General features: G+C 43.5%; 15 protein-coding genes and 1 tRNA gene. 8 read left to right on the top strand and 8 right to left on the bottom strand.

Annotated elements, in window-relative coordinates; genetic code table 11:
• The first annotated feature begins 52 nt into the window (after positions 1–52).
• The 6 genes from ABEG20_RS14210 to ABEG20_RS14235 all read left to right on the top strand — a co-directional run bounded on the left by ABEG20_RS14210 (position 53) and on the right by ABEG20_RS14235 (position 6,051).
• Positions 53–916, top strand: a complete 864-nt coding sequence (locus ABEG20_RS14210; protein WP_406823983.1) for a DNA/RNA non-specific endonuclease — start codon at positions 53–55, stop codon at positions 914–916.
• 367 nt (positions 917–1,283) lie between these two features.
• On the top strand, positions 1,284–1,796 hold the full coding sequence (locus ABEG20_RS14215) for a (2Fe-2S)-binding protein (RefSeq protein WP_387505942.1): 513 nt from the start codon (positions 1,284–1,286) through the stop codon (positions 1,794–1,796).
• On the top strand, positions 1,789–2,808 hold the full coding sequence (locus ABEG20_RS14220; protein ID WP_406823984.1) for an FAD binding domain-containing protein: 1,020 nt from the start codon (positions 1,789–1,791) through the stop codon (positions 2,806–2,808). The genes ABEG20_RS14215 and ABEG20_RS14220 overlap by 8 nt, the downstream gene beginning before the upstream one ends.
• Positions 2,809–2,830: 22 nt before the next feature.
• Complete coding sequence (locus tag ABEG20_RS14225; protein WP_406823985.1) at positions 2,831–5,068, top strand: xanthine dehydrogenase family protein molybdopterin-binding subunit; 2,238 nt, start codon at positions 2,831–2,833, stop codon at positions 5,066–5,068.
• A gap of 170 nt (positions 5,069–5,238) precedes the next feature.
• The gene (locus ABEG20_RS14230) at positions 5,239–5,697 is read left to right on the top strand and encodes a helix-turn-helix transcriptional regulator (RefSeq protein WP_293744680.1); all 459 of its coding nucleotides are present in this window, start codon (positions 5,239–5,241) and stop codon (positions 5,695–5,697) included.
• 60 nt (positions 5,698–5,757) lie between these two features.
• Positions 5,758–6,051, top strand: a complete 294-nt coding sequence (locus tag ABEG20_RS14235) for a hypothetical protein (protein WP_406823986.1) — start codon at positions 5,758–5,760, stop codon at positions 6,049–6,051.
• A gap of 296 nt (positions 6,052–6,347) precedes the next feature.
• On the opposite strand, the gene ABEG20_RS14240 is transcribed toward ABEG20_RS14235, so the two are convergent.
• Together ABEG20_RS14240 and ABEG20_RS14245 are read right to left on the bottom strand one after the other, a co-directional pair.
• Positions 6,348–6,421: transfer RNA gene (locus ABEG20_RS14240), tRNA-Pro, on the bottom strand.
• Between the two features lie 723 nt (positions 6,422–7,144).
• A complete protein-coding gene (locus ABEG20_RS14245) occupies positions 7,145–7,504 on the bottom strand; it encodes a hypothetical protein (RefSeq protein ID WP_406823987.1) in 360 nt (119 codons plus the stop codon).
• A 427-nt stretch (positions 7,505–7,931) separates the two neighbouring features.
• Between ABEG20_RS14245 and ABEG20_RS14250 the strand changes: the two genes are divergently transcribed.
• The gene (locus ABEG20_RS14250) at positions 7,932–8,540 is read left to right on the top strand and encodes a hypothetical protein (RefSeq protein ID WP_406823988.1); all 609 of its coding nucleotides are present in this window, start codon (positions 7,932–7,934) and stop codon (positions 8,538–8,540) included.
• Positions 8,541–8,704: 164 nt separating this feature from the next.
• Here the strand turns inward: ABEG20_RS14250 and ABEG20_RS14255 are convergent, their stop codons facing one another.
• The 4 genes from ABEG20_RS14255 to ABEG20_RS14270 form a co-directional block, all read right to left on the bottom strand.
• On the bottom strand, positions 8,705–9,625 hold the full coding sequence (locus tag ABEG20_RS14255) for a helix-turn-helix domain-containing protein (RefSeq protein ID WP_406823989.1): 921 nt from the start codon (positions 9,623–9,625) through the stop codon (positions 8,705–8,707).
• Positions 9,626–9,656: 31 nt separating this feature from the next.
• Entirely contained in the window at positions 9,657–10,067 is a 411-nt protein-coding gene (locus ABEG20_RS14260) for a DUF2147 domain-containing protein (protein WP_406823990.1), read from the bottom strand.
• 41 nt (positions 10,068–10,108) lie between these two features.
• Positions 10,109–11,089 carry an NAD(P)H-binding protein gene (locus ABEG20_RS14265; protein ID WP_406823991.1) on the bottom strand — a complete coding sequence of 327 codons (981 nt, stop codon included), beginning with the start codon at positions 11,087–11,089 and terminating at the stop codon, positions 10,109–10,111.
• 151 nt (positions 11,090–11,240) lie between these two features.
• Positions 11,241–11,621 (bottom strand): hypothetical protein, encoded by a 381-nt coding sequence (locus ABEG20_RS14270; RefSeq protein ID WP_406823992.1) that lies wholly within the window; start codon positions 11,619–11,621, stop codon positions 11,241–11,243.
• 334 nt (positions 11,622–11,955) lie between these two features.
• Here ABEG20_RS14270 and ABEG20_RS14275 point away from each other — a divergent pair, with 334 nt between their 5' ends.
• On the top strand, positions 11,956–13,002 hold the full coding sequence (locus ABEG20_RS14275) for a hypothetical protein (RefSeq protein WP_406823993.1): 1,047 nt from the start codon (positions 11,956–11,958) through the stop codon (positions 13,000–13,002).
• Between the two features lie 142 nt (positions 13,003–13,144).
• On the opposite strand, the gene ABEG20_RS14280 is transcribed toward ABEG20_RS14275, so the two are convergent.
• On the bottom strand, positions 13,145–13,282 hold the full coding sequence (locus ABEG20_RS14280; protein ID WP_406823994.1) for a hypothetical protein: 138 nt from the start codon (positions 13,280–13,282) through the stop codon (positions 13,145–13,147).
• A 90-nt stretch (positions 13,283–13,372) separates the two neighbouring features.
• Positions 13,373–14,422, bottom strand: coding sequence for a glycoside hydrolase family 130 protein (locus ABEG20_RS14285; protein ID WP_406823995.1), 1,050 nt, complete (start codon positions 14,420–14,422; stop codon positions 13,373–13,375).
• Between the last annotated feature and the right edge of the window lie 18 nt (positions 14,423–14,440).

Here is a 14,440-nt window from a genome sequence, read left to right on the forward strand (position 1 = left end):
AATTAATATCGATGATATTGTTTTTAAAGGCACAGGTGACCCGGGTATTACGGTGGGCGCACCGGATACCGATCCAACAGACAATGGCAATACCGGCACTGCTGCACCAGGCAGAGGTACGCCTGATGCCGGTGCAGATGCACCACCAGCAGGCGGCGACAATTCTAACCTGTTGTTTGGCAATCCTTCTGGTGCACAGGCCAATATTGTCTCAGCAGAAAATTACCTGATTGATCAAAAATATTATGTAGAGAGCTATAGTATGACCCGCGGCATACCGAATTGGGTAAGCTGGCACCTAGATCCAAACAATTTTAATGGAGCCGTAACCAGGAAAGACGATTTCGCTTCTTTTACCGGCCTGCCATCCAACTGGTACCAGGTACAGAGCTACAGCTACTCGGGTTCGGGTTTTGACAGGGGGCATAACTGCCCAAGCGGCGACCGTACCAGTTCAAGCGGCGCCAACTCCGCTACATTCCTGATGACCAACATGATTCCGCAGGCACCAAACCATAACCAGAAAACCTGGGAATCGTTTGAAAGTTACCTCCGTGCGCAGGCCTTAAACGGGTATGAGGTTTATGTAATTATGGGTAGCTACGGCACCGGCGGCATTGGCTCAGCAATCGCATCGGTAATCAGTACCATCAGCAATGGCAAAGTAACCGTTCCGGCCAATGTATGGAAAGTGGCCGTACTGTTAAAAACAGGCGATAATGATTTAGGCCGCGTAACGGCATCGACCAGGGTAATTGCCATTAATACGCCTAACGTAAATACCATTGGTGCCAACTGGAAAGATTATACGGTGACGGTAAGGGCTATTGAAAGCGCAACGGGCTATAACCTGCTTTCTAACCTGCCGCAAAATATCCAGGATGTGGTGGAGAAAGTGAAAGACCCGGGTAACTAATTTAAATAAGATAAATACCCAAAAGCATAAGTGCATTCAATACCATAAAAGCCGTATCCCTAAAAAAGATGCGGCTGTTGTTGTTTTGGACAATAAACAGCCAAATGGTTTTGCTATTTGCAAACCGTATATCGAACCTGACCTGCCTTTAGCACATGGCGCCCGGCAGTAATTGCCATTACATACACATGCTGCCTGTTTATTGACGATTTATGTCATGTGCTGCGGGTAGCAGGTTATAACACCGGATTTAACGCCTGAGATTCAGCACCTGTAATACACCAGGTTCCGCATTACTGCATACCAAATTAAAAAAACCTATCCCTTATTTTATTGTTAACCATAAAGTTTAGTTAACAAAACCACTATGGAAACAGATCCGCAGCACCCGCATCCCGAAGGGATGGAAACCCATTTAATTACCCTGAAGATAAATGGAAAACACGATAGCATCAATATCCGCCCCTGGGTGAGCCTGTTAGACTGCTTACGTGATCATTTGGATCTGACCGGAACGAAAAAGGGCTGTGACCACGGGCAGTGCGGCGCCTGCACCGTAATATGTGATGGAAAACGCATTTTAAGCTGCCTGAGCCTGGCGGTGATGAAAGACGGGGCAGAAATTACCACGGTGGAAGGAATTGCAACGGAAAACGGCCTTCACCCCCTGCAGCAGGCTTTTATAGACCATGATGCCTTCCAGTGCGGCTATTGTACACCAGGCCAGCTGTGCAGTGCTTTAGGCCTTTTATCGGAAGGAAGGGCTTCCTCGCGTGAGGAAGTGAAGGAACTGATGAGTGGCAACCTTTGCCGTTGCGGGGCCAATGTGGGCATTATAGATGCGATTATGCAGGTAAAAAGCGGAGGAAGTGATGAATAGTTTCAAGTTTCTCACCGCGCCCGATGTTCCTGCTGCCATCCAGCTTACCGATGATCAGCACCTCGCTGCTTTCATAGCCGGCGGCACCAACCTGCTCGACTTATGGAAGTACAATCTGGTTAACCCTACGGCGCTGATCGACATCAGCCAGCTGGCCGCGCTCTCAGCATTGCGTGAACTCGAAAATGGAGGGTTTAGGCTGGGTGCTGCTGTAAAGAACGCCGAAACCGCCTACCACCCTATCATCGAATCCCGATATCCCCTATTATCAAAGGCCATACTGGCAGGTGCTTCGGCGCAGATCCGCAACATGGCCAGTAACGGGGGCAACCTGCTGCAGCGTACGCGATGTTATTATTTTTATGACCATCAGGTACCCTGCAACAAAAGGGTACCGGGATCGGGCTGTCCGGCCAGGGAGGGTTATAACCGGATGCATGCCATACTGGGTGCCAGTGAAGCCTGCATTGCCGTGTTCCCATCGGATATGTGTGTAGCATTGGCCGCACTGGAGGCCCGGATAAATGTAACGGGTATAGATGGCGAACGCAGCCTGGCATTTTCAGATTTCCACCGCCTGCCCGGCGAAAGGCCCGAGCTTGACAATAACCTGAAACCTGGTGAACTGATTACCTCGATAGATCTGCCCGAAAAAGGCTTTCCGCTGAACTATTCCTACCTCAAACTCCGCGACCGCCACTCTTATGCTTTTGCGCTGGTTTCGGTAGCTACCGCACTTGAAATGGATGGCCCTACCATTAAGGAGGCCAGGATTGCCCTCGGCGGGGTGGCCCACAAACCCTGGCGTTCCCTGGAAGCGGAAGAATTTCTCCGCGGAAAAACGGCATGCCGGGAAAACTTTGCGGCGGCGGCAGATATGATCCTTCAGGGAGCGGTGGGACTTGAATATAACCGTTTTAAGATTAAACTGGCAAAAAATGCCATTATACGCAACGGCATGATGGCACTCGATCCGGATGCACAGCTTCCTGGCGCACAACCCTCCTTGTAATCAAAAACCTAACAAGATCAACATGAATACAAATAAAAACGTAGGCCGGCCGATTAGCCGTTTGGAGGGAAGGGAAAAAGTTACCGGAACGGCCAGGTATGCTGCTGAATACCCATTGGAAGGCCTGCTCCACGGCTATGTGGTGAGCAGCCCGATTACCAAAGGAAAGATTGTGGAAATTGATACCACGGAAGCCATGGCCATACCTGGCGTGGTGGATATCCTCTCGCACCTCAACCGGCCCAAACTGGCCTGGTTCGATTTGCAGTATACCGATATGGACGCCCCTCCGGGAACCGTGTTTAAACCACTCTATGATGAAAACATCCTCTACAATGGCCAGCCTGTTGCGCTGGTGGTTGCCCGCGACTTTGAGACGGCCAGGTATGCATCCACCAGAATAGTTTTCCGTTACCAGCAGGAACCGCACCAAACGTGTCTTGAAAAACACCTGGATAAGGCCAGAGCGCCTAAAAAAGGATTGGCTACCGCACTTAAACCACCACCCCCGCCGCCAACAGGGGATTTTGAAAACGCGTTCGAAAACGCGGCAGTAAAGGTAAGCGCCACATACCACCACGGCACAGAACACCATAACCCCATTGAACTTTTTGCCACCACAACCCTTTTTGAAGGGGATGGAAAGCTGACCATTTACGATAAAACCCAGGGCACCATCAATAACCAGCTTTTTATTGCCAATGTGTTCGGACTCCATTATAAGGACGTAAGGGTACTTGCCCCGTTTGTGGGCGGTGCATTCGGTTCGGGGCTCAGGCCACAGTACCAGTTGTTCCTGTGTGTAATGGCAGCCCTGCATTTAAAAAGCAATGTACGTGTGGTACTGGACAGGAAGCAGATGTTCTCTTTTAGCCACAGGCCGCCGGCGGTACAACAGATGCGTTTTGCCACCGACATTAACGGAAGAATTACCGCACTTGGCCACAGCACTTTTGCCGAGACCTCGAATTTTGAAGATTATACCGAACCCACCTCCAACTGGAGCCATAAACTCTACCCTGCCCCCAACACGCTTTTTGAACATCAGGTTATACCATTGGACGTTTATACCCCGATGGATATGCGCGCACCCGGTGGTAGTACGGCACTCCATGCCATTGAATGCACCATGGATGAACTGGCCTATAAGCTTAAGATAGATCCACTGGAACTCCGCCTGCTCAACTATTCGGATGTTGATCCATCGGCAGGAAAACCATATACCAGCAAAGCGCTCAGGGAATGCTACCTGGAGGCGGCAGCAAAATTTGGATGGGACAAACGTAGTGCTGAACCACGTAGCATGCAACGCGGCAACAAACTGGTTGGTTACGGCATGGCGACCGGGATCTGGGATGCCTTCCAGTTTCCCTCGAGGGTGCAGATTATGATCAACAGCGAAGGAAAAATGGTGGTTGACAATGCCACTACCGACATTGGTACGGGAACGCTAACGGTAATGACCCAGATTGCAGCGGATGAACTGGGACTGGGGATGGCTGATGTGGAATTCAGGTACGGGGACAGTAAAAAACCTTTTTCGATGTTTCAGGGCGGATCAGCAATCACCTCCTCAACAGGGGTTGCCATTGTGGTTGCCGCCAGATCGATGCGTAAAAAACTGTTAAAAAAGGCTGCGGAGATGGACGGTTCCCCTTTTAGGAAGGCAAAGGAAGAAGAAGTCGTTTTTTCTTCGGGCCATATCCATCTTAAAAATGATCCGGCCATCAAAATAAGCCTGAAGGACATTGTTGCCTTTAATAAAGGTGCTGCCATTAAAACCACAAAAATGGGCAGGCCCCACATGCTTAAACTGCGGAAATACAGCCTGGCCACACACAGTGCTTCGTTTGTGGAGGTAGAGGTTGACCGCGACCTGGGGACCATCACCCTCACCCGGGCAGTAACTGCTGTTGCGGCTGGAAAAATCATCAATCCCAAAACAGCTAAAAGCCAGATCCTCGGCTCAATGGTATGGGGTATCAGTAAAGCACTGCATGAGGAATCGATTATGGATCCGCAGCTTGGCAAATACATCAATGCCAACCTGGGAGAATACCATATCCCCGTACATGCCGACATTGGTGAACTGGAAGTGATATTTGCCGATGAAATGGACAACCTGATCAATGAGCTGGGTACCAAGGGTGTTGGTGAAATCGGATTGGTAGGCATGCCGGCCGCAATCTCCAATGCCATTTACCATGCCACCGGCAAACGTATTTACAAACTTCCGATCCATTTCGATGAACTGATCTGACCGCTGGCGAGAACGCCACGGAAAAGGATAGCGAAAGTGACAGGATATGGATAGCAAGAGACTGAAGGATTAAATGGAAAGAAATGATATCAAGGCCGGGCGTTTGCACCAACCCTTAAGAAACGACCGCTGTTAAAGACCTTTTCATTTTTTAAACCAAATCAATAAAAATGAGTATACAGAACATAGATTACCTGGGTTCCCTTTTAAATGCAGATGAGCTGAACTCACTTAAAAAAGCGGCAGAACGGCATTCCCAGCAGTCGAATATGGATTTCAAAATCGTTTCTGTTGACGATAAGATGGTAGAAATAGAGACCAGTCAAGGGGAGACCGCCTCAGGAAAATATGCTACCCAGCAGGTGCTGCTTAAAAGAACAGCAGAACTGTTCAAAAAAAGGCTTCCTGGATTGGAGCTGCAGATCACGGCAAATGCTGTTTTACCCTCTCCGGCCGATGTGGTTGATGTTTCCTGGATTGATCAGAAAATGCAGGAAAAGGGACTGCGGATCAAGCAGATTGCCTTTGAAACCGGTATTGACCGCGAAAGTATTTCGGACTGGGTAACGGGTAAAAAAGCTATGGGCAAAACCGTTAAGGCGATGTTTTATTTTTACCTGTCGAGATAATTTGCAGATCAGCCAATCCAAACGGAGAAATTAAACCAAAAAACCTATACAATTGATCAAATGAAAGAACAAGGCAAAAGCATCCAGCCGTTTGAGATGGATATCGATCAGGATGGTGATCGTAAAATAATCAGTATACAGGAGGAAAACGGTGTATTTGAGATTATTCATGAGGGAAGGTTGATCGGTGTACTCAAGCCACCAGGGGAAGAATGGCAGCTACTTGATTACAGGGAAATTACCGGGAAGATTGCATTGTTTGAACCTGACCTTGAAGCCGAAAAAAAAGGGATCGAACTGCATGCATCCCTGGTCAATCAGATCGTTGGTGAAATTGAGAATCACCTGAAATAGCCGCTAAGTTATCGTGATAGTGGCCAGCTTGGCCGGAACACAGTTTGGAGGCTTTGATTAATAAAAGAACATCGGAGCTACAGGAGATGCAACTGGAATTTAACCGGCCGGAACGATTATATAAAAAGAGTTTAGCACCGAAAAACGTGCATCATATTGCTATGGCAAATTAGAAATTCCGGAAAGACATTAAAAAAGGTGATGATAAATACTCCGCAACAATCAACACATTTTGAAATGGATATTGGCCCGTGCTACCTTTACTCGCCAAAGAGTGATTGCAGCTTAAAATTTAGTCGGGATGAGAAGATTCGAACTTCCGACCTCCAGCACCCCATGCTGGCGCGATACCTGGCTACGCTACATCCCGTTTAACAATTTAAGCGACCGCAAATTAAAATAAATACATCAATATCTCTTAAAATTCCAAAAAAAATATTGGATCAACCAAACCTCAATAAGTCCATTGAATCCATCGAATCAAACGCCATCGATAATCATGAAATGGTCTGCCAAACACTTCATACCTGTAAAAATTTTGTAATTCGGTAACAGGATTAGCTTTGTAAACGGCTAATTATACCTGATGCGAATAAACATGAATGACCTTCCCTTAAAACCCAATTATTTAAGCAGCGTAACGGCTTCGACAAGGATAATTGCCATTAATACCCCTAAAAGTAAACCCAATTGATACCGATTGGTAAGATTATATCGTAGCGGTAACCTGCTTTTTAACTGACCACGAAGTATTCAGGATATATGGAGCAAGCTAAAGACCTTGATAACTCATTTAAACCATATAGAGACCCAGGCATAAGCAGAAAATCATAACAGTAGCATTATTACATCTTTCAGGCCTCCGCCTTTTGTTGTTCGCAGCAGTCGTAGCGAGATGCGAAGACCAAAACGGAGGGAAGAAAATAGGATCCATGAATAGTAACGTAATTATATTACTGATTGACTTCTTGTCGGCAACCTAAAAAAAATCAGAAAATATCACAAAAAAAAACTACTGTATAGTTCACTATTCAAAGCTGGTAATCGCAAATCTTAAAATTGGAGTAATTGTGTCAACACAATTTAAATTTTCTCACGTTTCTACTTCACTATCACTTTGTTCAAACATAGGAGGTAATTCCTCATAATAGCTAGGTTTTAGCTTATCAAAATCATCGCCAGTTAACGCAACACTATATTCGAATAAATCGAAATTAAAAGTGAAGGGTATCTCATTGTCAAAAAATTCTTTGTGTTTATTGTACAGGTCTGGTTCAATAAAGTAACTCATTGCGTCATCAAATAAAAATCTTTCATTCGTTATTTGATCGAAAAAAAGTTCCTCGAACTTTTTATAAGAAATATGAGAGATATTAATAAAGCCAAATACAAGATCTGATCCATTTAAAACGACCTCTAAATGAACCTGGTAATAATATTTTTTTTTCACCATCTTATATTTTTGACTTGCAACCTCATTAAATGTAAATTTAGGTTGTTAATTTATTTTATTCAAATTAAACATCAATATACCCTACTTATCTTAATTCCAACTGATATCACTGTAGAAGCATCGGTACCAAGGCCAGGCTAAAGTAGATTTTTAAAGTAAAAATCACCTAACGCATTACCAATCTGGTCTTAGCCAAAGCCTAAGAACTAGTTATAGTAATCATTTTTCATTTATTAATTTTTGTTCTTTATGTTTGAACCTCAATTAAGTACTGACATCCTTTAAAACATCTTAACATAAATGTCTTATTCATAGCCAAAAAATGTCAGAATTCAAAACATGGTTAAAGACAAACTCCTCAAGCTGGCAAATTCAATGACGCAGAATGTCAACCCAGTAAAACCATGATAGGATAAATCAATATAGAATGAACAAAGAACAATTATTTTGGGATTGGTTTAAAGCAAATGAAGCCAAGTTTTTTTTTCTTAATCAGATTAGTGATACTGATGAGAAGGATAGGATTTTAGAAGAATTTCTTCATCATCTACACAAATATTGCGACCAATTGTTTTTTGAAATTGGTGGTCATCCAAATGACAAGCAAGACCTCATTATTACTGCAGAAGGTAACAGCGCTCTTTTCGACAAAGTTGAAACCCTTGTAAATCAAGCACCTTTGTTAGAATACTGGAATTTAATTGCGCTTAAACCAGCTATTGGAAATGGTACCATTGAATACAACGAGATTAAACTTGATCCGCATACAATATACTTTATCCCGCTAAGCAGTAATGCTTCAAAAAAAATCGGCATAAGACTTTATATAGAGGATTATAACCCAGCTAACCTAAAGGATTTTTTAACCGCGGCTTACTTACTCTTAGACAACATTTTAGGAGAACGGTCAAACGCATTACATATTGGCCATTTAGAGATTGAAAGTCTCCATGTTCATACGAAAAGAGAAGAATTAATAGAACTCGTCAAACTTCCTAAGTATATTAAATGGAAGAGGGCTCAGGCAGGATCGTAAAAAGGTGACAGAGTTTTTATCTCTTCCATGGTATGAGAATTTTTTTTTATCAGAGAATCCTGCATATCTCAGACCGATGCATGGAGTTATATCACCGTCAGCGATATCAGATGAAAATTACGCAACGATTTGGTTCTGGTGTTCCGTTATCAGCCATGATAAGATTAATTGAAAGACGCCCGGAACTCAACCGGAGTGAAATCGGTTTTACTTTTAAATAATTTGCTAAACGACTGGGGATAGTCGAATCCCAGCGCGAAAGCAATTTCCCCAACGGTAAGCGTGGTGGTAGAAAGTTTTTCTTTTGCTTTTTCAATGATCTTTTCGTGGATGTGCTGCTGGGTATTCTGACCGGTAAGGGCCTTCAAAATTCCGCTTAGATAGTTGGGAGAACAATGGAGAAGTGATGCAATATATTGTACGGTTGGCAATCCTTTATTGATGATGTTTTCATCATTAAAATAGTCGTCTAAAATTTTTTCCAGTTTATCCACGATTTGACTTCCGGATATTTTGCGGGTAAGAAACTGACGCATATAAAAGCGGTTTGAATAATTGAGAAATGATTCAATCTGAGAAATGATGATCGACTCACTGAATTTATCGATGTGTGAATGATATTCCTGCTCGATATTCCTGATAAAACTTTTCAATACCATCTCTTCTTTTTCAGAAACAAACAGCGCTTCATTTACCGAATAGTTGAAAAACTCATATTTTTTGATACCGTTGGCCAATGGATTTCCCCACAGGAAATCAGGATGAATGAGCAGCATAATACCCACACTCCTGAAGTCATCATCTGCTTTGAATGAAAATACCTGATTAGGGGATATAAAAAACAATATGCCCTCATCGAAATCGTATTTTTGCTGCCCATAGCCATACTGTACATCTCCGGCCTCCACCTTTTTGAGCGAGATCATATAAAAATCGAACACCACCCTGATGGTTTCTTCACTCTTGTAAGGTGTTATTTCGGCTAGATCTATAACACTGATCATCGGATGTTCAGGATGGCCGATACCGAGTATTTTATGATATTCCTTGATGGTTTTTATTCTGTAGGGCTGTTGCAAATTCATTCGGGATAGCTTATAAGTTTTAAAGATAAGATTATTCCACATCAACTTTTTCCAAAGTCAGCCCGCGGTTTAATCCGAAGAAAGAAAGTCCCCAAAAACCTTTGATATTGAGGTGGCCACTTTTGGTAATGTTGAGATAAGAATCATAGGTATTTCCCTTTTGTCCGTCATAATCATAGAGCTTTCCCTTCCAGCTGTTCTTTTTATCGTTGAAAGTAATGTCTGTTAATAACAAAATTCCGACTAAGGGCCGTTTACGTTTTTCTTTGTCGGGATTATTGACATCTAAAACAGGTTTACCTTCATGATCGAGAGCATGTTTCAGATAGGTTAACCTGCCATAATAATGGTTACCTTTTTTAAATATCTGTACATTGCCCTCTTTTACCGGACTGTACCATACCCCAACAATATCATCGGCTTTTGACTGTGAAAATAACATGGTAGAAAAATTTAGAAAGAGGATAGTTATAAATAGGTGTCTCATTGCTCGTTATATTTTAAGGCGAATGCTTTTGCAAAATCATTCATTTTTGTTTTACCCAAAATGGCTGGCCTGTTTTTGAAATAATCCTCAAACAGACTACCATGATGCATCGCCGCATTCATTTCGGTAAATGCTTTGGCTATTTTTGCTGATGCCCCGATTTGCATAAACGCATCAGTCATTTGCTTGTTACTGATCAGCACCCATTTTAGGTATGGCTTTCCGATGGCCTTTCCTAAAGCAGCGGCTATTTCCTGACAGGTAAGTTCTTCACTGGCCACATACCTTACAACCTTTCCTCCTTGTCGGGCAACCATTTCTTCGGCAATGGCGGAGGCAATATCGGAGGGCGATACCCAGGCTATTTTGTCGGTTCCACCATAATTAGACAATATAATGCCTGAATATCCTTTTAAAAGACCTTTTAAACCATAATGCCTGAGGTAAAGCAATTTACCGATGATACCTGCTAAAAAACCTTTGCCCTTAACCATATCCATAAAGGCGTACAAATTATAATCGAAAGAGCCCGGGCGAAGATGGGTAACAGCTACATCATCAGGAAGTTGTTTAAAAACACTTTCTGCAATATGGTGAAAAACCAGTACCCCAGCACCGGTGGGCCTTTCGGCACCCACACTGCTCAGGTGTACTACTCTTTTTATCCCTGCGTTTTGAATCGCCTGAACATAATTTGTGCTGATGTTTAATGCCTGCTTCTGATAATCAAGCGTTTGATCCCCGAAAAAGTTAAAGGGCGGAAGCATACAGTAGGCCGCATCATGACCATCAAAGGTTTTAGTTAAAAAAATGGGGTCCTCTAATTCTCCGATCGCAGCCTTTGCACCCAACTGCTCTATTGCTGCTTTCCTTGCGGCTGAGCTGCTGATTACGGTAACCTGATGCCCTTGTTCAATCAATAGCAACACCAGCGGTTCACTGACATTTCCTAATGAACCTGTCACGACTATTTTCATATTAATTTAATATTTATTTCCAATGCAAAGCTCAGTCAATTGAATTGAGCCAACGTATTCAAATCCGCTTTTCTTGTGTTCAAAAACACGCTTGTACACTTTGCAGCGAAATACTGAATGCTAAAAATCCTATGAATTAAACCTGATTCCACTATTGGTTGCGTTTCCACCAGTCAGCCCTTTTAAAAACAGAAGTGCCCGAAACCCGCCCCCGCCGCCCCATCAGCCGGTCCCAGTCAGCATCTGGCGCAAACCATGCGCTGACCCTCGAAAAATCAGGATGGTTTTCCCCTTCAAGTATATCCAGTTCTTCCATAAACTCATCCTTAAAAGCGATAAAATCAATCCGTGTATCGTCTGTATGTTCCAGAACAGCCTTTACCTTGTTCAGGTCATCAAAAAGCGCATGCAATTCAAATGCTTCCCAGTAATCTGCTTTAGATAAACCACGTTTAGTTTTTTCGTTACCGAAAAGCGAATTGAACATCAGGCGTAAAACCAACAGTATGAGCATTGAGATGATTATTTCCATGATATCCGGTTAAGAAAGCAGATTCAATATTCCTGGTTTTTGCATCAACACCGCCAATATAGTTCTGATTTTGCCTTTAACATTCCAGCCGGCAGGTTTGGCCACAGCATGATAAGTTAGCCAGGCTAACTAACATGCTGGTCTGAGCAGCGATTTGTTGAATGAGGATGAAGATCATAAAAACATTTACCAGTTCACCTTTGGGTGCTAAAATAATCAGGAAAATGTTCCTTTTATTATTCCTTAAACCAAAAAAATGATAATTTGCAGCATCAGATGCCGGCTCCTGCGGTTTTCTGGAAAAAAACTGTTAATTAAAATCATGAAAAACCGGATGTGGATATTGATAGGACTGGTGATTGTAGTAGCCGTATTTTACCTGATCAGATGGAAAAATGCCGGTGTGCTGGAACGCAATAAGGTGCCATTGGATCAGGCGTACCTGGAATTTCAGGCCATTAACGAACACTACCGGTCAAACCTGTTTAAAATCCAAAGACTTTGTACCCTGGCGATGCACAGTGCATCATCTCCTCAGCCCATACGTGTATTCCAAACTGTAAAGCAACAACTGATTATTGATGCGTACCCTAAGGTAGACGAAGAAACGAAACATGATTACCGCTATTATAAATTGGATCAGCAAGGAAAGCTGATAGATTCTATTTATATTAAATATGAAGGTTACTGGCCAAAATTTATAGACCGTTTTATGGTTTTCAGTAACGAACGGAAAGCCTATTACACCACCTGGCCACTGGATGGAGATACGACCCGGCATCAGTTTGTCAGCTTAAACGCCGACTTTAGCTGGCCAAAAGATAAGATTGATCAAAAAATCAGGGTGGTTAAAAAAAGTGGCAATTATTACTTCTTCAGTGCTTTCAGGGATCATGGAAAAGACTTTAGATGGATGGCGTTTTACGAACAGCAGCAATGGTATATGCTTTGGGAAAAGATGCCGGGTTATACGCAGGTTGCTGATGAGGATTCGGGCTATCGTTATCGTTCAGATGTATTTCATACGGGAACACCAGATCCGGTGATACCTGAAGACGTGAGGCTGATACATTTCTACCCTGAAGAAAAAATGGAATATAAACACGTAATTGGAGGAGGAACGCTCCCTTTTTCAGCTACGAACTGGCGTGGCAAAGGTTTTTTTTCAACTGATATTGCCGGCAGGAATTTTTCTTTCAAGGTAGATCAGCTGGTGGTGGAGAAAGAAAAATCTGACGGGTTTAAAACGCGTTTGTATACCTTGACGGAACCGGGCGGGGCGGCCCGGATTTACGAGCCCGCTTTTTACCGTTCAGAACATGGTTTTGCGCTTTATTCCGGTAACTGGGATGAACTTTATATCATCAAACTTCAACAATAACTTATCCAGGCTTGCCAACCATAGGGATTACAGGATTTTCTGTTGAGCTGATAAATGCCTGCCATCAACTGTAAATCTCAAATAAATCTTTACCAGATCTTTTTTATAATTTAAACGCTTTTCGTATTGGTTTTGGCTGGAGTTAACTTCCATACCAGTGGATAACTTCAATTCCTGGGCCTGACGAACTGTTGATACCTTGCCCCATGGTATAACCTACAATGGAGTATGATATCGTTTTAGCCAAACCGTCGCCATCGGCCAGTATTAAATTGAACAATTATACAACACAACCGAAAGTGTGTAAGCTGTGGTTAAGCATTCCAAAGAGCAGGCTTACTTAAAATTTAGCGGGAACAGTCTACAAGCACTAAAAATAGTTCAACTTGCTCAAAATCTCCTCCACCGAAAACTTAGCCCCGCACACAAACTCATCAGCCGCGCCATAATAAACAGTAAGTTCATCGCCATTAATCAGGTGGCCATTGGTAAATACCACCTCGCCAAAAAAACCATGCAGTTCATAATTTTCCTGGGGTAACATAATGGGGTTTTCTGTCCGGGCCAGTACTTTAGACGGATCCCGTAAATCCATCAAAAAGGCACCTAAACCATACTGGTGTTTTTCATTGGCACCATGGTAAATTTCGAGCCAGCCCGCCTCGGTTTTGATGGGCGCTGCACCGGCACCCACCCGGGCACTATCCCACAGGTTGGCCCTGGTTTTGATGATACACTGGTGTTTGCCCCAATGGATGCCATCGGGCGATTCGGCCAGCCAGATATAATTACCACCCAACGCTACGCTGCTGGGGCGGTGCAGGGCATAAAATTTACCGTTAATGCATTCCTCAAACAGGGCACAATCTTTATTATGGGGCGGGATGATCATGCCATGGTGTTTAAAGTTTTTCCAGTCTGTTGTAGTACGCAACCCTACCCCCACGCCATGTGCCGAAACAGCCGTATAGGTTAAATAATAGGTGTGCCCGATTAAGGTTACGCGGCAATCTTCAATACCAAAGGTTTCATCTTTGCCTTCGCCCTGTAACAGCGGGTAACCTTCCGGTTCATGAAAATGAATACCATCATCACTGCAAACCAGCCTTAAATGAGATAGGGTAGTTAAATAATCGGCCCCTTTATAATTGATCACCCTGGGGTCGGTGGCATCTAAATGCGGATCGTTTTCTTCAACAGCCAGGATTTCTATACCCTTTTGCGTTAAAATAGGAAAAGAGATAATCCCGGGGGTTTGTTTGGGCCTTTCGGCTACGCGGATCAATAACCATATTTTCTCCCCGAAGGTAAACACACCGGGGTTGAGCAGGCAGGCAATCTCCAGGCCTTCCCTGCTTGGCGGCAGATGTTGGGGTGCAAGTATGGGGTTTTGCGTAAACCGTTGAGCAATATCGGCCATAAAAATGTTTTTAAAATA

Source organism: Pedobacter sp. KACC 23697, from assembly GCF_045348445.1.
GTDB lineage: Bacteria > Bacteroidota > Bacteroidia > Sphingobacteriales > Sphingobacteriaceae > Pedobacter.